Below are 22,018 nucleotides of genomic sequence, written 5' to 3'. Positions count from 1 at the left end.
AAGACCGCAGGCCTTAGTGCCGCGGTCTTTTTTGTAAAGGAGGACGACATGGCTCAAGGCGCGTTTGTCATCATTCAAAATGACGGGCGGGACATATTGCTCGTAAAACGAAAAGACGTTCCCTTATGGGATTTGCCCGGCGGCGGGATCGCAGAAGGTGAAACACCTGAAGCCGCAGCCATGAGAGAGGCCTTCGAAGAAACCGGTTATAACGTGACCATTCTGCAAAAATCCGGTGAGTATGAAAGGCCTGCATTTGAAGATACACAGCACGTGTTCATCGGAGCCGTTACTGGCGGAACCCCGCTGATGAACGGGCCGAAAACCGCCGCATTACGCTGGTTTTCCCCAAACCGGCTGCCGCTGTTCATGGTGCCGAACAGGAAACGCCAAGTAAAAGACGGAATCAATGATGCGGCAAATATGAAGGTAACGCTGAAAGACCGGCATCTGTTATCCATCCTTGATCTGCTGAGAAAAAAGTCAGGCAGATAGCCCCGTGTTTCAACCCGTTTTAAAAAGGGGATGAATACAGGTAAAAGGAGGATGCAGTATGCCAAGTAAAACAGCAGGACACGTAATGACAGAGCTGCTTGAACAATGGGGAGTCGGACATATATACGGCATTCCCGGAGACAGCATTAATGAATTTATCGAAGAATTGAGACATGAACGAAACAACCTGACATTCATCCAAACCCGGCACGAGGAAGTCGCAGCCCTGGCCGCCGCGGCTGAGGCAAAACTGACCGGGCAGATCGGTGTCTGCCTTTCAATCGCAGGGCCGGGAGCCGTTCATCTGCTGAACGGTTTATACGACGCCAAAGCGGACGGTGTTCCGGTGCTGGCGATTGCGGGACAGGTTGCCTCAGATGAAATCGGCCGTGACAGCTTTCAGGAAATCAAATTAGAGCAAATGTTTGAGGACGTGGCGGTGTTCAACCAGCAAGTACATACAGCAGAAGCGCTGCCCGATCTTCTGAACCAGGCGATCCGTACGGCTTACAGTAAAAAAGGCGTTGCCGTCTTAACCGTATCTGATGATTTATTCGCGCAAAAAATCAAACGGGAGCCGGTCTACACGTCGCCGATATATTTAAAAGCCGATATCGAGCCGAAAAAAGAACATCTCGTGACATGCGCGCAATATATTAACAACGCAAAAAAACCGGTCATTCTCGCCGGCCAAGGGTTAAAGTCAGCAAAAGAGGAGCTGCTCGCATTCGCCGATAAAGCGGCCGCTCCGATTGTCATTACCCTGCCGGCAAAAGGGGTCATACCTGACAGCCATCCCCATTTTCTCGGAAATCTCGGGCAAATCGGCACAAAGCCCGCCTACGAAGCGATGGAGGAATGCGATCTGCTGATCATGCTCGGCACATCGTTCCCATACAGGGATTATCTCCCGGAGGATACGCCCGCCATCCAGCTTGATTCGGATCCGGCCAAAATCGGCAAGCGCTATCCCGTCAATGCGGGAATCGTCAGTGATGCGGCTTTGGGCCTGAAAGAGCTGACGGATTACATTGAATATAAAGAAGACAGAAGATTTTTAGACGCCTGCACCGAGCACATGAAGCATTGGTGGAAGGAAATCGAAAAAGATGAAACCGAGGCGACTCATCCGCTCAAGCCGCAGCAGGTCATCGCCCGGCTCCAGGATGCGGCCGCAGAGGATGCCGTCCTATCAGTGGATGTCGGAACAGTTACGGTATGGATGGCCCGCCATTTTAAAATGAAAAAGCAGGACTTTATCGTCTCAAGCTGGCTCGCCACGATGGGATGCGGGCTTCCGGGAGCGATTGCCGCAAGCCTTGCCGAACCTGAGCGGCAGTCCATCGCCATTTGCGGAGACGGCGGATTTTCAATGGTCATGCAGGATCTGCCGACGGCTGTTAAATATAAACTGCCGATTACGGTTGTCATTTTAAACAACGAAAATTTAGGCATGATTGAATATGAACAGCAAGTCAAAGGCAACATTGACTACGTCACCCATCTGCAAAATGTGGATTATGCCGCTTTTGCAAAAAGCTGCGGGGCAAAAGGGATCAAAGTGACGAAACACGAAGAATTGGCTCCCGCTTTTCATGAAGCGCTCAACTCAAATGAACCGGTCGTCATTGACGCCGTCATCGGCGACGAGCCGCCGCTTCCGGGAAAAATCACTTACGGCCAAGCGAAAGGCTTCAGCAAATACATGCTGAAAAACTTCTTTGAAAACCAAAAAATCGAAATGCCGTCGCTCAAGAAAAGCTTGAAACGGCTGTTTTAAAAAGCGGCGCTTATAAAAAAAATAAACAGGCAGCATGCCTGTTTATTTTTTTGCCGTGCAGCTTGTTTGCATATAGGCTCTTCTATTTACTCAGGTGAGCCGTATGATCATTTTTCTTCAGTTAAATGGAATAGGTCAGCCAATTTCCAAGGGAGCCGCCCATCTTTTCATAGAATTTTTGTGCACGGTAATTATCGGATGCTGTTATCCATGACATATGCGCATACCCGTTTTCTTTTGTAAAAGCCTCACAACTTTTAAACAGTTCTTGGGCTGCTCCTGTGCCTCTTGCTTTTTCTGCCACGAATAAATCATACATTATTGTTATTTTATCTGCTTTCGTCGTGCTAAAACTAAAATATAATGTTGCAAAGCCAATAAGTTCCCCATCTTGTTCAGCAACGAATTGAATACCTCTGTCCTTTTCAAATAGCATTTCAATCAAACGATGTATATGTTCAATCGGTGGTTTAGGCCGTTGATAAAAATCCACGATATATAAATACATTAAATCGGTCAATTGTTTTACATCATAAGGTTCCGCGCTCCTGATGATCATATGTTTCCCCCCTCACTCTTTATTAATTTTTGTTATATAAAACTTACACAATTATTCCAAATAATGCAAAGTTTTGAATTGGTTTTGAACCGGTTTGTTGTTTAAGAAGGCGGAACCGTTCTCATGAATCGCTTAACTCAAATAAGCCGCCGCTTCCGGGAAAAATCACTTACGGCCAAGCAAAAGGCTTCAGCCAGTATTCGCTGTCTGCCTTGATTGATTCAGGTGATTAGTTCAAAAACAGTTAATGAGTTGAAGGTCAAGCAGATGGATAGGGCGCTAGAGAACTGTCTTGATGAAGATGAGCGCAGTATTCTTGAAAAGAAATATTTGTCATCAAGAAAAATAAAGGATTTAGAAATTATGATTGAGCTCGGCCTGAAAAGAGATAAGTTTTATCAGGTGAAAAGGCAGGCCATTTGCAATATCGCGACAGCGCTCGGAATCATCTGAGGGCTGTTTTTAATCCGTTAAATTAAATTCACCTTTTAGAGTCTCAGCTGTGCGAGAAGGCTTTATAGTCAAGGCTTTTTTCACTGGTGTACTTATTTGTTGCGCGATAAAATGGCAGTAACTGAAAGGAGGGGTGCAAGTGATAAAAAGAAAAAAGGACTCAGAGGAGTTTAGATAATGGATGATAAAAAGAAAGAGGTTCAAAGAAAATATAGAGAAGAGATTAAGAGAAAGAAACAGCAAAAAGAAGATGATAAAAACTTCACAAGAGAAGCCTTTATTGTTGTGACGATCATCGTGCTGTTTATTTTTTTGAATTTCATGTTCAAAAGTTTTTAACAAAAAATTCCTGATCCCCCACTTGTACTTATTACCTATTAAGTTTATTATTGGAATAGGTAGAAAATTACCAATAAGAAAAGAGGGAGAGATGATGAAAGACTTAAAAGTGTGGAAAATACTCTTACTAACGTTGGTTTGTTCAGTGATTTTTTCTGTCGTGTTTGTGACTGTTCAAAGGATTGACCTGTATTTTAATCCGTCAGAAGTACCTGTTAAATCGATTGAAAAAATAAAATAACTTGTGTGGGGGATCAGGAAAAGTGAAAAAAGTATTTTTTGTAAGTGCTATTGTTGCAGGGTTTTTCATGTCCGGTGTCGGTGTTAGCGCGGTAAAAGCGGAAGAGTACAAAATTGATCCTATTGGAGATGAAATTGGGTCGGAAGATGGACGATCTGACGTGATTGATCCAGTTGTAGCAAAAGATGGTCCAGAAGATGGGGTTAACGATGAATCCAGCGTGCAGCCTAAGATCAGAAAAATATCAGATGATATAAGCTTATTTTCTCTTCTAGGCGCCGGTGAGTGGGATTACTTAGGATCTTCAACATTTAAGGCCCGTTCAAAAACATTCTACTCTGGTGGAGGAGACCTTGGAATTCAGATTTCTCAGCCATATATTGGCCCTGGATTCACATGGCAGTATAAACTTGTAGAAGAAGATCCGGTTATCAATGATACAGTTTCCCGCTTTACTTTGGCTAATCAAAAAGGAACATATGAAGTAGTATTCAATGTACGTAGTTTTGTTGATGGAGATAATAAAAAAGCAGAATTACATCTGGAGAAACTAACAAACCCTGCAACAAGTGTCTCTACAAAATGGTGGGATTGATGTAACAGAGCAAGCCTAAGTGGTTTGCTCTTTTTGTATGTCCAAAAAACACCGATAAAAAGCCGAGAAAATGCCGACAAAACGGGGGATAAAATGGGTACTTTTTTTAGATGCAGTTTGTCATACGATAGAGACAAGAAGAAAACGAACGTGAATATCTGTCCCAAAAGGAGAAACCTGCGGACGCTGATCTTTTGCATGAGTCTATTTGTGCATCTGATTAGTGGCCGCTTTTTTTATGGCAGATTGGGAGACGTACCTTTCCTGTATCAAGTGTGCACTCGGATGTATCGAATGACAATGAAGGTCGTTAGCTTCACAGGAGGAGCTGCTGGAGTCTATGCAGTATTGCGCGCGATAGTCACGAGGAACGCAAGAGGTGAGATCCCGATTGCAAGGAAAGTCTTTTAAACCGGCTCTCCATTTTCTTTGCTTACCTCCTGGGGAAAATCGACGGGCCACAAATAAATAAAAGCGAATAGCGTAAGGCGGTGCTTATTCTTTGCATTTATTGTAAACTCTACTAGAGGTGAAGAGTATGAGCTATAGAGAACAAAAATTAAATCCTGATGTGAAAATATGGAGATATTTAGATCTATCTAAGTTTATTAAATTGTTAACTGATGAGGACCTGTATTTTCCGCGCGCTGATAAATTTCAAGATCCATTTGAAGGCTCTAGCACAATAATAGGTGTTAAACAAAGGAGCTTAATGCTCGAAAGAGCAATAAGTGATAAAAGTAAAGATTATCCGGCACGTATTTTTTATGATGGTGAGTGGGTTGAACTCGGAAAAGTGAAAAATGGATCTGAGGATGCAGAGGTACATAAAAAAATTAGAGAAATTCACTTTGTATCTTGTTGGCATGAAAATGAAACTGAATCAGAAGCAATGTGGAAACTGTATCTAAAAAGTGGTGATGGAATTGCAATTCAAACTACAGTAGGCCGCTTACAAAAAAGCATTGAAGGTTTTCATACACCTATCATAATAGACAGAGTTAATTATATAGATTATGAAACTGAACCCTTTGACCAGAAACATGGTATATCTACACCACTCTTTCATAAGCGAAATCATTTTAGTCATGAAAGAGAAATAAGGGCTGTGTTCCCTTTTTTGTATTCACGGGATGACGGAAAATATAAAGTCTTAGATGATTATCATCAAGATAATATTAATGCTATTCATGTACCTGTTAATGATTTAGGTACCCTTATTCAGAATGTTTATATAAGTCCTGTTTCAGCTGATTGGTTCCATGAGGTAGTAGACTCTGTATTAGAGAAATTCATGTAATGAAAGAAGACGGCACCATAATGAAGGTAAAGCACTCTAAAATGAAGGGAATACCGATTTTTTAGCATCCAATCAGGATGCTTTTTCTATAGGTTTTATTAGATATGGAGGTTAGCCGAATGAATATTAGAACTATACCGGTAGCAAAGATTAACCCCGCTCTTTACAATCCTCGGATAGATCTTCAGCCGGGCGATCCGGAATATGATTCCCTTAAAGCTTAAATAAATCGATTTGACAATGTTGAGCCGCTTGTCTGGAATGAAAGAACCGGTAATCTGGTTGGCGGACACCAACGATTTAAAATATATATGGAAAGCAACCCTGCTGAACTCACTGTCTCTGTAGTCAACCTGAATGAATCAGAAGAGAAAGCCTTAAATCTGGCTTTAAATAAGACGGGCGGAGATTGGGATGAGCACAAGCTTGAACAGGTATTGCGAGATCTACAGGAGAATAATTTTGATTTATTTGTTACTGGCTTTTCAGATTCTGAGTTAGACGAGATCCTGGATGAATTACCTGAACATGCGGGGAATGGCGGGAAGATTACTGATGGTCATGAACTGGACTTAGATGAATATGAAGACGATCATTTTGAGCATACATGCCCGAAATGCGGATTCTCGTTTAATGAGTAGGGGAAGCATATGGTCAGTTACAGATGGAGGCTTTCCGATCTAAAATCTGTAGAACGGAATGGTCTAAAGGTGTTCAGTACATTCTCCTGCGGCGGCGGTTCATCTATGGGCTGCAAACTTGCCGGATTTGAGCTTGTGGGGAATTGTGAAATCGATCCCCAAATGATGAAGATATACAGAAAAAATCATAATCCACAGCATTCTTTCTTAATGGATATACGAAAATTTAACAAAATCCCTTTGAACGAACTTCCGGCGGCTCTATTTGATCTTGATGTGTTCGACGGTTCTCCGCCGTGTAGTGTATTTTCAATATCTGGTGAACGGGAGGATGCCTGGGGAAAGAAAAAACGTTCAGGGAAGGTCAGGCTAAACAGTCATTGGACGATTTGTTTTTTGAATACCTGGATGCCGTAGAAAGATTGAAGCCTAAAACGTTTCTCGCTGAAAATGTAAAAGGAATGATAATCGGTAAGGCGAAAGGATATGTCAAGCTTGTCATTGAACGAGCAAGGAAATTGGGTATGACGTTCAGGTGTTTTTGTTGAATGCGGCTACAATGGGAGTCCCGCAGCGGAGAGAGCGGGTCTTTTTTATTGGCCGTCGGAAGGATCTGAACCTCCCGCCTTTGCATCTATCTTTTAATGAATCACCTATTTTGTATGGTGAGCTCAGGAGCGGCCGGGGATCAAAGCTGACAGAGACCTCTAAAACATATAGGCGATGGATGAAGCGGCGCCCGTCAGATAACACTATAGGAGATATAACGAAGAGAACAGAGGGGAAAGAAAGTAATTTCAATACTGTCTTGGTCAAAAACAGCCTTGTGCCGCCTACTTTGGCTAGTAACTCTGTTTTCATACGTTATGATGAACCTTACTATATCTCTGAACGGGATATCATCTTAATGCAGTCGTTCCCGTTGGATTATGATTTCATGGGCGCTAACACCCAGTATGTTTGTGGAATGAGTGTCCCGCCTATCATGATGAAGAGGATTGCGGAACAGATTTACAAACAATGGTTATAACTATTTATCACCTTGTAGGAAATAAATGCTATCATTTCTCTAGGGGGATGATAAATGTGAATAAAATAGAAAAAAAAGTTTACTGTATTAACTGTGATACAAAAACAAATCATCAAGTAGCTCAAAATAAACATGGCCACGAATTAATGCACTCAATTAATCACAATGATTTTGATGATGGCGATGAAGAATGTGATTTTATGTTCTCTCATGAATTTTATATTGTGCAATGTATGGGATGCGATACTTTTGCTTTTCTAGATATATATGAGGATGAGGATATGTTTGAAGTAACAGGTCCAGATTATCATACTGATAGGTTGTACTATAAAGAATATAGAGTCTATCCAAAAGAGCCAATGAAGGAGAATCCTTTTGGTCCTCCTCAGTTATCAGATTATGATGAGAAATTTGAGTTTGCAAATTTGCCAGACTTAATAAGTGAGATTAGAAATGAAGCAATATATGCATATCGACAACGTATGAATTTATTATGTAATACGGGTATTAGAATGTTAATTGAAACAATATGTAAAGTAAAAGGAATCGATGATAAGAGACAAAGAATAAAAAATGGAAAACCGATTTTCGACAAAAATAATGAGCCAGTCATGGTTCCCATAAGTTTAGAAGAGAAGATAAAAAAGCTTAAAGAAAAAGAAATAATTAATGATACACAACAAAGGATATTCCTTGAAATTAAAGATATAGGAAACCAAACAGTGCATCAATTCTTCAAGCCTAAAAGGTCAGATTTATTACAGTACTTGGAGACAATAGATTCAATTCTTTATAGTATTTTTGAATTGCCGCATATAAAATTCGAAAAACATACAAGTAGTAATTAATAAGTGCTTTTTTAAAAAGGAAGGTGCTACTAACACCCTCCAATCACAACAGAGATAGCTCCCTGCGAGAGCGTGATCATGACGCGGCCGCGTTTGTGGGAAATCACGCTCTGATTCATATTGTAATGGAGGATGGGGAGCATGACAAGAGAAAAAACAAACGTATGTTCCTATTCTGATGAAGAGAAGGAAAAGCTTCTGCTTTTACATAAAACCGATGTTCTTGAAAATATCAGTGAATCCAAAGAGAAGTATCGGAAAATCGTTAGTGCAGGCATTGCACAGTGGATCAGAGACTTTCAAAACGGTCGAATAGAGGTAAAACACTGTGGACGACTTAAAAAAGCTCATAGAGCTCGATATACAGCTTCAGAAGGATGAAGAAATTTAAAAACAAACTCAAACTCAATTAGATGGCTCGGGGGTGGGTGATGATGTAATGCCAAGATAAAGAGATCCACGCAGAGACCAGGCTTTTCATTTGTGGAAAGAGAGCGGCGGAACCAAGAAATTAAAAGACATTGCCGATGAATTGGGCGTCACCAGCAGCACTGTCCGCAAATGGAAAGCTAATGATAAATGGGAAGAAAAAATCAATGGGAGCGCTCCTAAATCGAAAGGGAGCGCTCCTTTTCGTCCGGGCGCTCCAAAAGAAAAACGCCCGGGGGAATAGAGGAGGCAAGGCGCCGCGCATTCAAATTTGCTGACACGGTAACAGAGATCATAAAATCTGCAGCTAGCGAGCGATGGCTGATAAAAAAGCTATTGAAGGGCCAGGGCGTTTGCACATTAGCGCCGTGAGCCTCTATCAAAAAACAGGAAAAGGACCAGTGCTGACGTACACCGTCAAAAAAGGCGGAATATTATCGTCATTGCATAGAAGTCAGGCGTAAGCATGGCCGCCCTGCAAAGGTTGAACGGTATCAAGGACCCGAATTTTTCAAAGTCGGCCAAGTATTAAAGCTGGCGGATTCGGCCGGCTCTCCAACAAAAGGAAAGAAATCATCTTACACGCTGCCGTCAGGCGTTTTTAAAGTGACAAGCCCCTTAACTAAGGGAACAGCTGTGAAACAGATCCAGACGGCTCTAGCGGCTCTTTATTACTACCCGGACAAAGGGGCGAAGAATAACGGAATAGACGGCTATTACGGACCGAAGACTGCAAATGCAGTCAAACGGTTCCAGTCCATGTATGGATTGACTGCGGACGGTATTTACGGGCCAAAAACGAAAGCAAAAATGTTGTCTCTTCTGAAATAAATGAAACAGCCCTTTAATAGGGCTGTACCACAATTCTATATATTTCATAAAAATAAAGAAGTATATAGAATTGTGGTTCGCATCAATGGTAGAATGTGTTTGTTGGAAGTAGTTTCAAATACTTGTAAATTTGTATAAAATTTGAAGGGTAACCTTACGAAGAAATAGTGAAACAACACATTGCCTGATAAACATCGTGCAAAACCCAAATCCTATAGTTCAGTTGGCACTGCATATCCCGATTTTGTGTCATTATGCACTAGATAGAAATGATTAAAATATCCTAAATAATTCAAAAAAGGTGTTTACAACCTTATTTATATCCTATATATTAGAAAAGAAGGAAAAATATTCAATAGGGGGATACTGACGTGAAAAAGAGTAAATTTTTACTTACCACCATGTTCTCTACAACTATGTTGATTTCCGGTTTAGGCTTGGGATTTGGGAAAAGTGCACATGCTGAAGAATTTCCGCAACTTACTAATGAAAAAGTCCAAACGGAAATACAGGAAATGAAAGATGCCGGCATGACAAGTGAAGAAGTACAGAAATTCTATGAAATGAGTAAAGAAGAGTATGCGTATGTACAAGAACATGCAGAAGACTTGTATAAGGATTCCCAAAAAGAAATCAAAGAATTGAAAGCCTCTGGTCAAATTGATGAAGTTCTTCCTAAATACAAGGAGCCTGAATATCAGCCCAAGAACCAAATTGCAGCAAAAGCGTTAGGTACAAAAGGTGATGTTCTTACAAGCTATGAAATTAATTCTGGAAGTTGGTCTATTGGTGTAGGACATGCTGCGGTTGTTTCAACTAACAAATCAAAAACAGTTGAAGCATGGGCGAAAAGCTGGAGCCCTATAAACCAAGATGGAGTTCGCAGATATAATAATAACTGGGGAAGTAAAAAGAAAGTTTATGGTCTATGGGTTAAAGGATCGAATAACAATAAGTATATAAACGCTGCAAAATATGCGGAAAAGCAAGCAGATAATAAAAAGAAATATAATTTCAACTTTTTAAATAAAAAGACAACTGCTAAATTTTATTGTTCTCAACTAGCTTGGCGTTCTTGGAAAAACCAAGGTATTGATATTGACAATGTCAAATGGGACAGCGTTGTAACACCAATGGAGCTTGTAAAATCCAATAACACAACAATCTTTTATCACAAGGGTTAAACAAATTGACAAAAACAATCGGTGCTGCACCGGTTGTTTTGTCATTTCAAAGGGAGGAAAATATGAATAGACTTAAGACCCTGTTTATTTTCATTTGCATACTGATAGTCACAACCTCTTGCGGTCTCATCCAAACTGGGAATGAAAAAGAGGAAAGAAGCAGCAATAAAAAGACTGTATTAAAGGATATTGACAATGCAAAATTTATTGTTGGTTTTTCTAACACTTTAGATAGGGGAAGTGAGATTGGGGTTTACGGTGAAGATGGTGCTAAAATGGATAGCTTGGAATTGAAAGATGGTATAAATTTCACGATGTCTTCATATAACAAAAACGATACGTTCTTCTCATCAAATAGAAGCAATAATCACTTGATGATAGACAATAAAACCGGAAAAATAAACAAAATAAATGAAAAGAGTTTGTCAAAAACAACTGAGGATGAAGGTGCTTTCTTTATAAATAGTTCTGACGGTTATATCATCCATGACATTAACGTTGGATATACAGACAAAGGGCTGGAAAGTGAACTGGTATATTGGAAGGGAAACAGCCGAAAAAACAAGAAACAAATAAAGCTTGACGGAGAACTTGGATCAGCAATCGTCGCTAAAAATAAAATTTATGTCATTTCAAGTGATGAAGAAAGTATGTCCATCCTTTCAATTAACCCAGAGAGAAATAAGCAAGAGAACAAGGCATCCATACCGAATAAAGGGATATACTTCATGGATGAAAAGGATGCATTCCAAGCTCTAGATGAAAATACATTTGTACTGGCAGTTAATGATAACGTGAATGAGAAAGAGAATTCTAAGCTCATATTAATAGACAGAGAGACTCTTAAGGTAAAAAAAGAAGTCGAGATGGAGAAAGGGTTTCATCCTGCAAAATTGAAAATATTAAAAGATAGCATCTTAGCTGTTTCTTTTGAGGGGAAGCTGCAGGTGTTTGATAAAAAAATGGTTAAGAAAAAATCTTTTGATTTTTATGCTGGGGATGATAACAAATTAATGAATGATGTTCAATTCAATGACAGAGAGATGTATGTTTTACTCAAAAACTTTGATATCCAGCGTGATAACAAGCTTGGAGATATCACGTCTTATGATTTGAAATCAGGCAAAAAGGTAAAAACAATCCCGCTAAAAGCAAAAAAAGAGTGGGAAATTGCCCGGTTCGAAATTTTAAAATAAGTAGGAGGTGTTTATATTAGCCCGTTTTTGAGCCCTGCATATATCATACTCATTATTCTTCCGGCAGCTTCTTTTATGCTGGGGATAATAGGGTATTTCATCTTTAAAAAAGTATGGACTATGGTTGTCGTCGTATTGATCCTGTCATTGATATTTATGTTTGTTGTGATAGGGGCAGAGCCAACATTTTTAATTTGGGTGTTTATCATGACGGGAGCCTGCCTTATCTCCGGTTCAATCACTAAGACTATAATGAATTTTACAAAGCGAAAATATTAAATGGTATAATCAAGAGTGTACATCAAAACCATAATCCCAAAAATCCCGCGACGAAAATTGCGGGATTTTTTCGTTTGTGTTTATTGTAGGAAAAGTTATAATATTACAAAAATAGTGATTAGAGGGAGAGGTATATATGGATCAAGTTTTGCCGTCGTCCCAAGTTGGTGTCAAGATCAATGAATGGTACAAAATGATTCGCCAGTTCAGTGTGCCTGATGCTGAGATTTTGAAGGCTGAAGTCGAACAGGAAATAGAGGAGATGGAAGAGGATCAGGATTTGCTTGTTTTTTATTCATTGATGTGCTTTCGTCACCAATTGATGTTAGATTCCTTGGAGCCGGAAGACAGATATCGAGATCGCCCCACAATCGACGAACTACTTGAAAAAATAGAAAAGCCGCAAAAAAGACTTACAGGCCTCTTGAAGTATTACTCATTATTTTTTCGTGGAATGTATGAATTTGATCATAAAGAGTATGTTGAAGCGATAGGCTATTATCGCAAAGCAGAGAGAGAGTTGAATGCTGTATCAGATGAAATGGAGCAAGCTGAATTTCATTACAAAATAGCTGATGCCTATTATCAAATTGATCAGCACTTTGTTTCCCTCAATCATTTGAAAAAAGCCAAGCAATTGTTTGAAAAAAGTCAATTATACAAAGTGAAAGTGATTGGCTGTAATATGATGGTTGGTGCTAACATGTACGATATGTACAGGCTGACGGAAGCAGAATCATATTATCGGGAAGCATTAAGTATCGCCCGTGGGTTGGATGAGGAAAAAGTGAAAAGAATTATCGGAGTGATCTTTCATAACTTAGGATTAGTTTATTTAAGAGGGAAAAATTTAATTGCTGCTGAAGAGAATTTCAAAAAGGCAATAGACGTGAAAGAACATATTGATACAGTGTATGGTGTGAGATCATTATATATGATGGCAAATGTCCTGTACCAATGTGATAAAGCCAAGGAAGCGCGTTTCTTTTATGAAACGGCTTTAAATCGTGCTCGGACTTCTAATGAAGAAGAATATTTGGCTAAATTAAAAATCATTAATTCATTATACGAAGAATATAATGAAACAGAAGTGAAACAAAGCTTAGGTTACTTGGAAAAGAAACGCCTTTGGTCTGATTTCGCAGAGCTAACCGAAAAATTAGGTGACTTTCATTTTGAGAAGAGAAACTATGTAGAGGGAAGAAACTTTTTAAAGAAAACCATACATGCCCAAACACAAATACTTAAGGTTACGGAGGCTATATAATGAAGAAACTTATAATCAGCTCCGCTTTAATCGGTATTCTTTTCACTGGATTATTAAGTGTGACAAATGTTTATACTGCTGAAATGAGTGACTCTGGAACTTTTTATATCGCTGAAAAAGCTATAAATATTTAAGTGTTCTCCAATTTTTGACCTCCACCTTTTAAGACTGGGGGATTTCTTTTTCTTATCCAGTAATCAACATACGCTGCCTCATAAGGTTCTTAACCGTTACTTGTATTGCGTTCACCTTTCCGTTTTGCTGTGAAGTGTTTTCTTGAACGATGCATGCATGAGAAAGACGCTGTCCATTTTTAAGCCTATCTTCAATCATTCAAGGACAAACAAAAGAGCTATCGAGAAGATCTCGACAGCTCCTTTGTTTGTTGAGCGGCTTGCTTGCATATAGTCGTCCTAAACGAAAACGATGATTGTGAAAATCGGCAGCTGGCGAGCGATGGCTGATCAAAAAACTCGTGATGGATCAGCGCGGTTTCATCTGAAGAACAGCCAGAGAGCGGTCACAACAGCGATCATAAAGTAATCTCCATCTTTCAGTTTAGTTCCATTTTTGACAAACACATGTGCCGTCCGGTTCGTCTTTGTCCCTTTCGGAGTTTTAAGCGCAATGTTCTTCCCTATATTGTAATAAACAACTTTAAACAAATAATATGCCAGCGAACAGAATAAAAAGAGCAACATGAACTTGCCAATAAACAATATCATGTTTCATTACTCCTTTTTGCCGTTTTTTCGTTTTAATATATGACGGAAAAGTCAGGATGTTATATAAAAGGAGAAGTATTTTACGAGGCTGGTGTTAAACATTAATGAACGGTTCGCCGCAGCATCCCCAGATCCGGAACAATTTCAAAACGAAAGAGAAGCCCGAGGATTATTAAAAACAGACCCTAATTTGTCCGCTTTTTTTTGAAAACTTGATCCAAGATGAACATAAAGAGAGTGAATAAAAAGGACATCGTCATCATATCTATTAGAGATATATTAGGGGTTTCTTTTATTAGCAGCAGCCATACCACCTGCAAAACTAAAGAAATAGAAAAATAAGATATATATTTAATGCTCTTCATACCCAATTCCCCCTTTACTAGCCTAATTTCTCTTTTGCGATCTTATCCAAATGAGTAAAAAGGATATCCAGGCCCGAAAATAAGAAAGTTATGAAGAATGAAAGAAGAATTTCTCCACCTTGAAATATAGCTATGTTCTCAATGATATGATTGGAAACATATTCAATTGAGAAGTAAACAGCAGCCCATGCAAAAATGAATTCAAGGATATAGGCTAACCAAGCAGGTAATTTAAAAACATGAGTCATTCCTTTTACAATTGCCATAAGGATTAGCATATAAATGAAAGCTAAAATACTGACGACGACAGAAAATATGTATAAGTCTGAAAGTGAACCGTAGAAGATATATTCTCCGAAAAAATGATTTACAGTTATAGCTGCAAAATAAATAACTAGGCTGGGTACAGTTACAGCGAAGCACAGGGAGAATCCAATAAGCCCTATGAATGCTGCATGAGCTAAGTGGTTGGGTGGTGTATCCACAATTTCCTTTTTTAATAGAATCATAAAAATAAGAGATGAAATAACAAGGCAGCATAAGAGAGTGAGTAAAACAGTAAAAAAGATAGTCAAGTGAAATCTCCAATGAAAAAGTGCTATTAGAGTGAATCTAACAGCACTTTGCATGATCATTTATGAATCAGTTTAAAATGTTTTCATTGCTAAAGTTGTCAAATGAGCGAGGTTTTTAGCCTGGCTGTCAGAAAGTCCGGACTTTTTAAGTGAAAGATAAAGATTCTTTTCCACGTCAGTCCAGCTTAAGGCGACATACTCGTTCAGCATTTTCTTTAAAACCGGTTCTATGTGTTCATTGAAAACAGATTCAAGTTCATTTCTTATTTTCTTTCCTGCTAATCTTTCAACAAGATTAAATAATTTTGTTTTATTTTTCAGCACTTCTCTGATTGCATCTTTGACTGGTTTTGACACAGATGCATCGCTTTGTGCTTTTAGTCCGTAGGAAAATTGTGTATCAGTCTGATAAAAAAATGATTTGGCCGTTCCAGTGGCATTGGCAGTATTATTATGATTTTCTTTAGCTAAGGATGCGGGGACAAAAGAAGTAGTTACAAGGGCTAAAGATGCGGCAAACAGAATGCCTTTAGCTGCGTGTCTAATGGGAAATCCTCCTTTAGAAATGTAGTGTAGAGAGAAATGAAAGACTATGTATTTAGGCGGGACCTATATGATCCGCTTTGAACATTTTTCCCTCTCAGATACCATTCTATCAATAGGTATTTTTTGGGTAAATAGGATTTTAATACAGTATTTTTCTCGTGATCCAAAATCTTCTTTACTAGGATTCATTTTAGCTGCAGTTTCGTGAAATAGAACATGGGCTGAGCCTATATAATACATGTACAGGCTGATTGAGGCGGAACCACATGATCGGAGCGGTTTTATAATTTGGGGTTAATTAAAAAAAATAAACAGGCAGCATGCCTGTTTATTTTTTTTTGCGTGAAAGAGCGAAGAAAAACGGGAAGGCGGAACCGGCCAATAACGTACCGAATAAAAACATGCCCCCGATGAACACATGATAGTTCACTCCGCCGATCCAAAGCCCCGTGATTAAGGAAACGATACTCAATGCGACCATCACAAAGCCGGGAATCAGGCGTTTCTTGCCCGTTGTCCGATAAGCAATAAGAGAACAGAAGATGCCGATGACAATCGGCACGATCCACAGATAAAAAAGGATAAATACTGACATAAGCAAAACTCCGATTTTTTCTTCTATCATACCAAAAACACCCGGAAAAAGATACGAACGAGAGCCGGCGCCAAAAGAAAAAAACCGGCCCATATCGGCCGGTGTTTCTAACGGAAAGAATCGTAAATCACAAACAGATTAAGCGCGATCACCAAAACCGCAATCAGCCAGGCGAGAGCCGTCACCCATTTACGGTTCGTCAGGGCGCCCATCAGGCGTCTGTTGCTCGTAAACATAATCAGCGGCACGAGCGCAAAGGAGATGCCGAATGAAAGAACGACCTGGCTCCATACAAGCGCTTCTGTGGCGTTGACCCCTGAGATAATGATGAGCATCGGCGGAATAATGGTAATGAAACGCCGCAAATAAAGCGGGATACGGTAACGGATGAAGCCCTGCATGATAATGTCGCCTGACAATGTGCCGACAGAAGAGCTCGAAAGCCCCGCGGCCAGCAGCCCGATTCCGAAGAGAGCGGCTGATGCCGGCCCGATATAGTGGCCGAATTGCTGATAAGCCACGTCTAAATCTTCTACATACAGCCCGTTCTTGAAGAAAAGCGCCGCCGCTACAATCAGCATGCTTGCGTTAATCGCCCCTGCGATCACCATCGCGATGAGAATGTCAATCGTCTCGAATTTAAAAATCTTTTTCCGCTCGCTATCCGTTTTTCCGACGACACGGCGCTGTGTCAGTGCGGAATGTAAGTAAATGGCGTGCGGCATCACGGTTGCGCCGAGTATCCCGGTTGCCAGAAGCACACTGTCCATTCCGTCAATTTTCGGGATAAACAGCCCTTCGAGAACGGAAGCGGCGTCAGGCTTGGCGAAGAAGGTTTGCAGGGCGAAGGCGATCACCACCACAAACAGAAGTCCGGCGATGCCCGCTTCCAGCGCCCGGTAACCGCGGCGCTGCAGCTCTAAAATCGCGAATGAGCCGATCGCCGCGATAATGGCCGCTTCCATCATCGGTATGCCGAACAGCAGATTGAGCCCGAGGGCCGCTCCGATAAACTCAGCCAGATCAGTCGCCATGATCACCAATTCACCCTGTATCCACAACCCGGCCGATACCCATTTCGGATACCGGTCTCTGGCGATTTCCGGCAGGTTTTTACCCGTCGCGATGCCGAGCTTCGCGGAAAGGACTTGAATTAAAAAAGCCATCAAGTTTGAAAAGAGGATGACCCACAACAGCATATACCCGAATTTCGAACCAGCTGAGATATTCGTAGCGAAGTTTCCCGGATCAATGTAGGCAATCGCCGCGATAAATGCGGGACCTAAAAAAGGCAGAAGCCGCTTGAATCCCTTGCTTTTGCCGTCAAGTGCATCCTGAATGGCTTTTGCTTGCAATGATTGTGCTGAGATGTCTTTGCTCATTATGTCTCACCTAAATTCCGATAGATTTTTAGCTAAATAACAAAAAGTTTCCTAGGTGCAAATTATTTTATCTACATCATAAATCCGCTAATATGAGATGTCAAGCTCTTTATGTTCAATAAACCAGTACATGTATGCCCTGTTTTATCTATGATATGTATCCCGCCCGAGAAAGGTCCGAAAATGAAAAAGACATCGTATTCGGAAAGAAACGATGCCGTTCTCAACGATGTTTCCGCACGGGTTCTCCATTTTAAAAAGGGTGAAAGAGTACACTGTCCCATAAATCGTCAGAACATTCCGTCCGCCAGCAAAGATTTGAAAAAAGACGGCACATTTCCTCCATTTTGCCGGGTAAATAGAATAATAATGAACCTTTCCATTGGAAGATAAAACCTTCCTGTACCATTCAAATGACCTCCGGAAAAACTCCGGACGCTCTGAATAAATGTTTGAATCAACGATATATCAGTGATTCAAGTCCAATAAACCGCTGTTATTTATCGAAACAAAGAAAGCGCTTTATCATTCATGCAGAAAAGAAGTTGGAGCATTAGACTTATTCCAGTCTTCCGGGCGAAAACGTATAATAACCTCAGGAAAGCTTTCCAGCCATATGATAAAAGAGGGGGAATTTTCTTGGTACGTCGTTTGTCGGTCTTTTCTCTAGCCATGATGTTTGTTGTTTCTTTATTCGCTTTTGGCGGCTCTGCATCAGCTGCAACTTTTACACCTAAAGCTGAACCGGACGTTTCCATTTTAGCCAGCGGGGGAACAGTCGGTATTTACGGAGCTAATATGCGCTCATGCTCTAAGGTCAGCTGTTCAACAATTACAACATTCTCAAGCGGTAAAAAAATTACAGGTTCTTGGGTAACCGGTGAATATGTTCAAGGCCACTACACCAATTCTAATAAATGGCTGAAAGTCACGTATGCAGGAGCGACAGGCTACGTGTCAGTCACCACTCTTTCTTATTATTACGGTTTATAATCAGAAAACCCCGTTCTCTTTAGAGCGGGGTTTTTCCATATATACCGGATCAATTTCCGCGCTTCGTTTCATCATCGTGCTTCATCAGCTGATCGATTTCTTCCTTAGAGGCATTTTCTTTCCACTCTTTCGCCTGACTTGTCGCAATGGGAATGGCCCGTCCTTCTTCATATCCCTCATCCACCATCGCATTCGCGATTTCGATCGCTTTTTTCTTCACAGGTTCCTCGAGATTCTTCAATGATTGCGGATAATCCTTCATTGACCAAGGCATGTCTATCACTCCTTTATAAAAAGTGTTTCCCGCCTGAAGAAAAAGAAAACCGCCTCATCAAAAAGAATGACAGCTATTTTTATGAGAGGCCAGCAATTTCCGAATAAAATATAAAGGATAAAGAAGCAAGTACAGGTTGAATGCCCACCACATAAGATCAAAATCACCGATAAATACCCAAAAGGCAATCGCCTGCAGGCCTGAACAAAAGGTCAGCACAAGTGATATTAATGCGAAAGGTCGCCATAACGCATGTTTCTGTCTATAAAGAAACAAGCTGTACAGCCCGGTTATCGAAATGAAAATATCTAAGGGAAAGAATGACCAGTTCCAAGCCATGATCATGGCGTTATCATAATCTTTAAACACCATGTTTTTTGGAATCCACTCAAAAAAAGTAACAATCCAATAAATGATAAATCCAATATCTGTAATGAGGAAGAGAACCTTTAAGCCTTTCATCATCTGTTTCTGTCCGTATGAACGCTGATGCCGTTTGATGACGTTTCACTTTCAGAAATAAAGTTTAAGGAAACGACACCGATGATGATCAGAAGAACAGAGACAGCTTTTATGACAGAGAACTGTTCATGGAAGAAAAAAATTCCGATCAAGGAAATCAGTACGATCCCCATTCCCGACCAGACCGCATACACGATGGAGACACTTATATATTTCAAAGTCAAAGTAAGAAAACATAGGCTGCCGATATAAAACAATAATAATAAAATACTGGGGACAAGTTTTGTAAAACCATTTGATAATTTCATGCTGACCGTACCCAATACTTCAAAAATGATCGCTAAACTCAAATAAATCCAATGCATTCAACCTTCTCCTTCATTCGTATTATTCAAAATTATACAATATATAGAATTTAAAGAAAATTAAACAATGGAATGCCCTTCCGAATAAAAAACCCGGTCGGGTAAGAAAACACCATAAAGGTATACTATGAAGAAAGAATTCAGAAAGGACGTGCAGGACGGGTGACAGAAGAGCGGACAGACCTGGAAAAACAATTGAGAGACATTCAAAAATGGGAAAAGGCGCAGCAGAGGGTGATGTTCTGGCAAACATTCACCCGCTTGCCGTTTCAGCTTTTGGACAAGCTGACACCGCAATTTATCCAGCGGAAAATCGGACGCATACTCGATGAAACGGGAACGTTTATTCAGTCAGGCGGACAGTATCTCACATCAGAAAAGCGCATCATGAAAAAGTTTCAGAAACGACTTCCGCACGGAACATGTCAAACGCTTCACGACATTCGCAATGCGCCGCTTGCCGTCATGGACGAAATCGCAGAAGCCATGGCGCGCACAAGTGTAAAGGCCGCGACGGTGCAGGGAGCCGCAACGGGAGTCGGCGGCGTGTTTACGCTTGCGGCAGACATCCCGGCGATGCTCGGTCTGTCTTTAAAGACACTGCAGGATATCGCGATTGCCTACGGCTTTGACCCGAAAGACAAAAAAGAACGCGTGTTTATCGTCAAATTGCTTCAGCTGGTATCGAGTGACGTCATCGGAAAAAAAGCGATCCTGCAGGATTTACGGCAATATGATCAAAACGACCGCACCTATCAGCGCGTTGCCTCGCAGATACAGGGCTGGCGGGAAGTCGTTTACAGCTACCGCGATACGTTCGCTGCGAAAAAACTGCTGCAAATGGTTCCGGCCGCAGGCATCATCTTTGGCGCATCCGCCAACCGTTCAGCTTTAGAAAGCATCGCGGAAACAGGCATCATGCTTTATAAAAAACGCCGGATTCTAAGCCGGCTGAAGGATGCAGAATGATAAAAAATCACCCGAAAACACATTCAATGTGTTTTCTTTGTTTAGCAGTTCTGAAATCGGGAAACCAACAACCAACACCAATTAAAGGAGGAATTCAAAAATGGCACAAGATAATAACAAAATGAGCAGAGAAGAAGCAGGTAAAAAAGGCGGAGAAGCTACAAGCAATAACCATGACAAAGAATTCTATCAGGAAATTGGTCAAAAAGGCGGAGAAGCCACAAGCAAAAATCACGACAAAGAATTCTATCAGGAAATCGGTGAAAAAGGCGGAGAAGCCACAAGCAAAAATCACGACAAAGAATTCTATCAGGAAATCGGTGAAAAAGGCGGAGAAGCCACAAGCAATAACCATGACAAGGAATTCTATCAAGAAATCGGCCAAAAAGGCGGAGAAGCTACAAGCAAAAATCATGACAAAGAGTTTTATAAAGAAATCGGCCAAAAAGGCGGAAACAGACGAAGCAGCTAATAAAAGCATAAAAGGCAGACAACTTGCAGATCAAAAGCGATCCGGCGCATCAGCTGGATCGCTTTTTGTTTTGGAAAAATCTTGATCTGGGCCGGCGTTGCAGTACAATAAATGAAAAAAGGAGTTTTTACTTGTGTCTGAAATGCAACATTTACTCGCCATCGCCAATAAAGTCAAAGAAAAACACGATAATTTTTCAATCGCGGAGATCAATGACCACTGTGTGCGCCTCGCAGTGTTTACGGGAGAATATGACTGGCACCATCACCCTGACTCAGATGAATGGTTCATTGTTCTTGAAGGTGAGCTGCTGATCGATTTTAAGGACAAAGAAACTGCAGTGCTCAAAGCAAATGACAGCCTGCTCATCCCGAAAGGCACGATTCACCGTACACGCTCATACGTCAGAACCGTGAATCTTTGTGTCGAGCATACGCATGCGAAAACAGTCATCACAGAGGAACTGCCGTGCTGATCAAAAAGATTGTATGTGAAACAGACGCTGCAAACGCTGAAGCATTTTCGCAAGCACAGTCACGGTGGGGAGCATTATCACGTGTAAATGGCTTCGTCAAACAGGCCGGCGGCTGGCGGAAAAACGCAGACGGTCTGTTCATCGCAGAGATCATCAGCGTTTGGGAGAACAGACAGGCCTATGATCATTTTATGGAGAACGAACATGACCGCATATACGAAGAAAACGAGCAGAAGGCTGCGATTCTTTCAATAGAAGTGATGCTGTACGAAGAGGATGAACCTTTCATTCACGAGCTGTTACATCACCCGGACATCCGATACGAACCGGATTGGACAGTTGTGCGCACCTAA

At 40.8% G+C, this 22,018-nt stretch carries 24 protein-coding genes and 8 pseudogenes; 23 read left to right on the top strand and 9 right to left on the bottom strand.

Annotated elements, in window-relative coordinates; genetic code table 11:
• Nucleotides 1–48: 48 nt before the first annotated feature.
• Both AC1DN5_RS14615 and AC1DN5_RS14610 read left to right on the top strand, forming a co-directional pair.
• The gene (locus AC1DN5_RS14615) at nt 49–495 is read left to right on the top strand and encodes an NUDIX hydrolase (RefSeq protein WP_016937209.1); all 447 of its coding nucleotides are present in this window, start codon (nt 49–51) and stop codon (nt 493–495) included.
• Between the two features lie 58 nt (nt 496–553).
• Nucleotides 554–2,275 carry a pyruvate oxidase gene (locus AC1DN5_RS14610; RefSeq protein ID WP_326351757.1) on the top strand — a complete coding sequence of 574 codons (1,722 nt, stop codon included), beginning with the start codon at nt 554–556 and terminating at the stop codon, nt 2,273–2,275.
• A gap of 121 nt (nt 2,276–2,396) precedes the next feature.
• Here AC1DN5_RS14610 and AC1DN5_RS14605 read toward each other — a convergent pair whose 3' ends face one another.
• Entirely contained in the window at nt 2,397–2,834 is a 438-nt protein-coding gene (locus AC1DN5_RS14605; protein ID WP_366969966.1) for a GNAT family N-acetyltransferase, read from the bottom strand.
• A 122-nt stretch (nt 2,835–2,956) separates the two neighbouring features.
• Between AC1DN5_RS14605 and AC1DN5_RS14600 the strand changes: the two are divergent.
• The 16 genes and pseudogenes from AC1DN5_RS14600 to AC1DN5_RS14525 form a co-directional block, all read left to right on the top strand.
• Nucleotides 2,957–3,067 (top strand): annotated as a pseudogene (locus AC1DN5_RS14600) (hypothetical protein); the annotation flags it as partial.
• 7 nt (nt 3,068–3,074) lie between these two features.
• A pseudogene (locus tag AC1DN5_RS14595) lies at nt 3,075–3,287 on the top strand (ArpU family phage packaging/lysis transcriptional regulator); the annotation flags it as partial.
• Between the two features lie 177 nt (nt 3,288–3,464).
• Complete coding sequence (locus tag AC1DN5_RS14590; protein WP_014304372.1) at nt 3,465–3,626, top strand: hypothetical protein; 162 nt, start codon at nt 3,465–3,467, stop codon at nt 3,624–3,626.
• Between the two features lie 263 nt (nt 3,627–3,889).
• On the top strand, nt 3,890–4,462 hold the full coding sequence (locus AC1DN5_RS14585) for a hypothetical protein (RefSeq protein WP_039252705.1): 573 nt from the start codon (nt 3,890–3,892) through the stop codon (nt 4,460–4,462).
• A 538-nt stretch (nt 4,463–5,000) separates the two neighbouring features.
• Nucleotides 5,001–5,762, top strand: a complete 762-nt coding sequence (locus tag AC1DN5_RS14580; RefSeq protein ID WP_366969965.1) for a DUF2971 domain-containing protein — start codon at nt 5,001–5,003, stop codon at nt 5,760–5,762.
• Nucleotides 5,763–5,881: 119 nt separating this feature from the next.
• A pseudogene (locus AC1DN5_RS14575) lies at nt 5,882–6,403 on the top strand (ParB N-terminal domain-containing protein).
• 105 nt (nt 6,404–6,508) lie between these two features.
• Nucleotides 6,509–7,433, top strand: a pseudogene (locus tag AC1DN5_RS14570) (DNA cytosine methyltransferase).
• 56 nt (nt 7,434–7,489) lie between these two features.
• The gene (locus AC1DN5_RS14565; RefSeq protein WP_099686869.1) at nt 7,490–8,281 is read left to right on the top strand and encodes a DUF4145 domain-containing protein; all 792 of its coding nucleotides are present in this window, start codon (nt 7,490–7,492) and stop codon (nt 8,279–8,281) included.
• A gap of 141 nt (nt 8,282–8,422) precedes the next feature.
• Nucleotides 8,423–8,672 (top strand): annotated as a pseudogene (locus tag AC1DN5_RS14560) (hypothetical protein).
• Nucleotides 8,673–8,762: 90 nt separating this feature from the next.
• A pseudogene (locus AC1DN5_RS14555) lies at nt 8,763–8,970 on the top strand (phage terminase small subunit-related protein); the annotation flags it as partial.
• 316 nt (nt 8,971–9,286) lie between these two features.
• Nucleotides 9,287–9,541, top strand: a pseudogene (locus AC1DN5_RS14550) (peptidoglycan-binding domain-containing protein); the annotation flags it as partial.
• Nucleotides 9,542–9,957: 416 nt separating this feature from the next.
• Complete coding sequence (locus AC1DN5_RS14545; RefSeq protein WP_079890911.1) at nt 9,958–10,725, top strand: septation ring formation regulator EzrA; 768 nt, start codon at nt 9,958–9,960, stop codon at nt 10,723–10,725.
• A 62-nt stretch (nt 10,726–10,787) separates the two neighbouring features.
• Nucleotides 10,788–11,921, top strand: a complete 1,134-nt coding sequence (locus AC1DN5_RS14540; RefSeq protein ID WP_025853743.1) for a hypothetical protein — start codon at nt 10,788–10,790, stop codon at nt 11,919–11,921.
• A gap of 75 nt (nt 11,922–11,996) precedes the next feature.
• Complete coding sequence (locus AC1DN5_RS14535) at nt 11,997–12,200, top strand: DUF2651 family protein (RefSeq protein ID WP_228767510.1); 204 nt, start codon at nt 11,997–11,999, stop codon at nt 12,198–12,200.
• A 136-nt stretch (nt 12,201–12,336) separates the two neighbouring features.
• Nucleotides 12,337–13,467 (top strand): response regulator aspartate phosphatase, encoded by a 1,131-nt coding sequence (locus AC1DN5_RS14530; protein ID WP_441397064.1) that lies wholly within the window; start codon nt 12,337–12,339, stop codon nt 13,465–13,467.
• Complete coding sequence (locus AC1DN5_RS14525) at nt 13,467–13,601, top strand: hypothetical protein (protein ID WP_254922222.1); 135 nt, start codon at nt 13,467–13,469, stop codon at nt 13,599–13,601. The genes AC1DN5_RS14530 and AC1DN5_RS14525 overlap by 1 nt, the downstream gene beginning before the upstream one ends.
• A gap of 360 nt (nt 13,602–13,961) precedes the next feature.
• Here AC1DN5_RS14525 and AC1DN5_RS14520 read toward each other — a convergent pair whose 3' ends face one another.
• From AC1DN5_RS14520 to AC1DN5_RS14500, 5 genes are all read right to left on the bottom strand, one after another.
• Nucleotides 13,962–14,192, bottom strand: coding sequence for a hypothetical protein (locus AC1DN5_RS14520; protein ID WP_252206696.1), 231 nt, complete (start codon nt 14,190–14,192; stop codon nt 13,962–13,964).
• 382 nt (nt 14,193–14,574) lie between these two features.
• On the bottom strand, nt 14,575–15,132 hold the full coding sequence (locus AC1DN5_RS14515) for a hypothetical protein (RefSeq protein ID WP_366970130.1): 558 nt from the start codon (nt 15,130–15,132) through the stop codon (nt 14,575–14,577).
• Nucleotides 15,133–15,204: 72 nt separating this feature from the next.
• The gene (locus AC1DN5_RS14510) at nt 15,205–15,489 is read right to left on the bottom strand and encodes a hypothetical protein (RefSeq protein ID WP_016937203.1); all 285 of its coding nucleotides are present in this window, start codon (nt 15,487–15,489) and stop codon (nt 15,205–15,207) included.
• A 517-nt stretch (nt 15,490–16,006) separates the two neighbouring features.
• Nucleotides 16,007–16,273, bottom strand: a complete 267-nt coding sequence (locus AC1DN5_RS14505; RefSeq protein WP_029575267.1) for a hypothetical protein — start codon at nt 16,271–16,273, stop codon at nt 16,007–16,009.
• Nucleotides 16,274–16,380: 107 nt separating this feature from the next.
• Entirely contained in the window at nt 16,381–17,658 is a 1,278-nt protein-coding gene (locus tag AC1DN5_RS14500) for an Nramp family divalent metal transporter (RefSeq protein ID WP_116746213.1), read from the bottom strand.
• Nucleotides 17,659–18,294: 636 nt separating this feature from the next.
• Between AC1DN5_RS14500 and AC1DN5_RS14495 the strand changes: the two genes are divergently transcribed.
• Nucleotides 18,295–18,648: an SH3 domain-containing protein gene (locus AC1DN5_RS14495; RefSeq protein ID WP_016937199.1), complete on the top strand. Its 354-nt coding sequence runs from the start codon at nt 18,295–18,297 to the stop codon at nt 18,646–18,648.
• Between the two features lie 58 nt (nt 18,649–18,706).
• Here the strand turns inward: AC1DN5_RS14495 and AC1DN5_RS14490 are convergent.
• From AC1DN5_RS14490 to AC1DN5_RS14480, 3 genes and pseudogenes are all read right to left on the bottom strand, one after another.
• Nucleotides 18,707–18,922 (bottom strand): annotated as a pseudogene (locus tag AC1DN5_RS14490) (DUF2188 domain-containing protein); the annotation flags it as partial.
• Nucleotides 18,923–18,979: 57 nt separating this feature from the next.
• The gene (locus AC1DN5_RS14485; protein ID WP_045927191.1) at nt 18,980–19,387 is read right to left on the bottom strand and encodes a DUF5360 family protein; all 408 of its coding nucleotides are present in this window, start codon (nt 19,385–19,387) and stop codon (nt 18,980–18,982) included.
• The gene (locus AC1DN5_RS14480) at nt 19,384–19,749 is read right to left on the bottom strand and encodes a DMT family transporter (protein WP_366970131.1); all 366 of its coding nucleotides are present in this window, start codon (nt 19,747–19,749) and stop codon (nt 19,384–19,386) included. The genes AC1DN5_RS14485 and AC1DN5_RS14480 overlap by 4 nt, the downstream gene beginning before the upstream one ends.
• Before the next feature lie 162 nt (nt 19,750–19,911).
• Between AC1DN5_RS14480 and AC1DN5_RS14475 the strand changes: the two genes are divergently transcribed.
• The 4 genes from AC1DN5_RS14475 to AC1DN5_RS14460 all read left to right on the top strand — a co-directional run bounded on the left by AC1DN5_RS14475 (nt 19,912) and on the right by AC1DN5_RS14460 (nt 22,018).
• On the top strand, nt 19,912–20,718 hold the full coding sequence (locus AC1DN5_RS14475; protein ID WP_366970132.1) for an EcsC family protein: 807 nt from the start codon (nt 19,912–19,914) through the stop codon (nt 20,716–20,718).
• A 100-nt stretch (nt 20,719–20,818) separates the two neighbouring features.
• Nucleotides 20,819–21,190 (top strand): glucose starvation-inducible protein GsiB, encoded by a 372-nt coding sequence (gene gsiB, locus AC1DN5_RS14470; protein ID WP_003156229.1) that lies wholly within the window; start codon nt 20,819–20,821, stop codon nt 21,188–21,190.
• Between the two features lie 133 nt (nt 21,191–21,323).
• Entirely contained in the window at nt 21,324–21,665 is a 342-nt protein-coding gene (locus AC1DN5_RS14465; RefSeq protein ID WP_045927189.1) for a cupin domain-containing protein, read from the top strand.
• Nucleotides 21,659–22,018 (top strand): YdbC family protein, encoded by a 360-nt coding sequence (locus AC1DN5_RS14460; RefSeq protein WP_016937193.1) that lies wholly within the window; start codon nt 21,659–21,661, stop codon nt 22,016–22,018. The genes AC1DN5_RS14465 and AC1DN5_RS14460 overlap by 7 nt, the downstream gene beginning before the upstream one ends.

It is taken from the genome of Bacillus sp. 01N42_2, from assembly GCF_056399565.1.
The sequence above is the reverse complement of the archived record's forward strand: the minus strand, read 5'-3'. Positions and strand labels throughout refer to the sequence as shown.

Excerpts from the sequence above, each read along its gene's own strand:
- AC1DN5_RS14615 (WP_016937209.1), top strand. The coding sequence starts at position 49 with ATGGCTCAAGGCGCGTTTGTCATCATTCAAAATGACGGGCGGGACATA.
- AC1DN5_RS14610 (WP_326351757.1), top strand. The coding sequence starts at position 554 with ATGCCAAGTAAAACAGCAGGACACGTAATGACAGAGCTGCTTGAACAA.
- AC1DN5_RS14605 (WP_366969966.1), bottom strand. The coding sequence starts at position 2,834 with ATGATCATCAGGAGCGCGGAACCTTATGATGTAAAACAATTGACCGAT.
- AC1DN5_RS14590 (WP_014304372.1), top strand. The coding sequence starts at position 3,465 with ATGGATGATAAAAAGAAAGAGGTTCAAAGAAAATATAGAGAAGAGATT.
- AC1DN5_RS14580 (WP_366969965.1), top strand. The coding sequence starts at position 5,001 with ATGAGCTATAGAGAACAAAAATTAAATCCTGATGTGAAAATATGGAGA.
- AC1DN5_RS14545 (WP_079890911.1), top strand. The coding sequence starts at position 9,958 with ATGTTGATTTCCGGTTTAGGCTTGGGATTTGGGAAAAGTGCACATGCT.
- AC1DN5_RS14540 (WP_025853743.1), top strand. The coding sequence starts at position 10,788 with ATGAATAGACTTAAGACCCTGTTTATTTTCATTTGCATACTGATAGTC.
- AC1DN5_RS14535 (WP_228767510.1), top strand. The coding sequence starts at position 11,997 with ATGCTGGGGATAATAGGGTATTTCATCTTTAAAAAAGTATGGACTATG.
- AC1DN5_RS14530 (WP_441397064.1), top strand. The coding sequence starts at position 12,337 with ATGGATCAAGTTTTGCCGTCGTCCCAAGTTGGTGTCAAGATCAATGAA.
- AC1DN5_RS14525 (WP_254922222.1), top strand. The coding sequence starts at position 13,467 with ATGAAGAAACTTATAATCAGCTCCGCTTTAATCGGTATTCTTTTCACT.
- AC1DN5_RS14520 (WP_252206696.1), bottom strand. The coding sequence starts at position 14,192 with ATGATATTGTTTATTGGCAAGTTCATGTTGCTCTTTTTATTCTGTTCG.
- AC1DN5_RS14505 (WP_029575267.1), bottom strand. The coding sequence starts at position 16,273 with ATGTCAGTATTTATCCTTTTTTATCTGTGGATCGTGCCGATTGTCATC.
- AC1DN5_RS14485 (WP_045927191.1), bottom strand. The coding sequence starts at position 19,387 with ATGATGAAAGGCTTAAAGGTTCTCTTCCTCATTACAGATATTGGATTT.
- AC1DN5_RS14480 (WP_366970131.1), bottom strand. The coding sequence starts at position 19,749 with ATGCATTGGATTTATTTGAGTTTAGCGATCATTTTTGAAGTATTGGGT.
- gsiB (WP_003156229.1), top strand. The coding sequence starts at position 20,819 with ATGGCACAAGATAATAACAAAATGAGCAGAGAAGAAGCAGGTAAAAAA.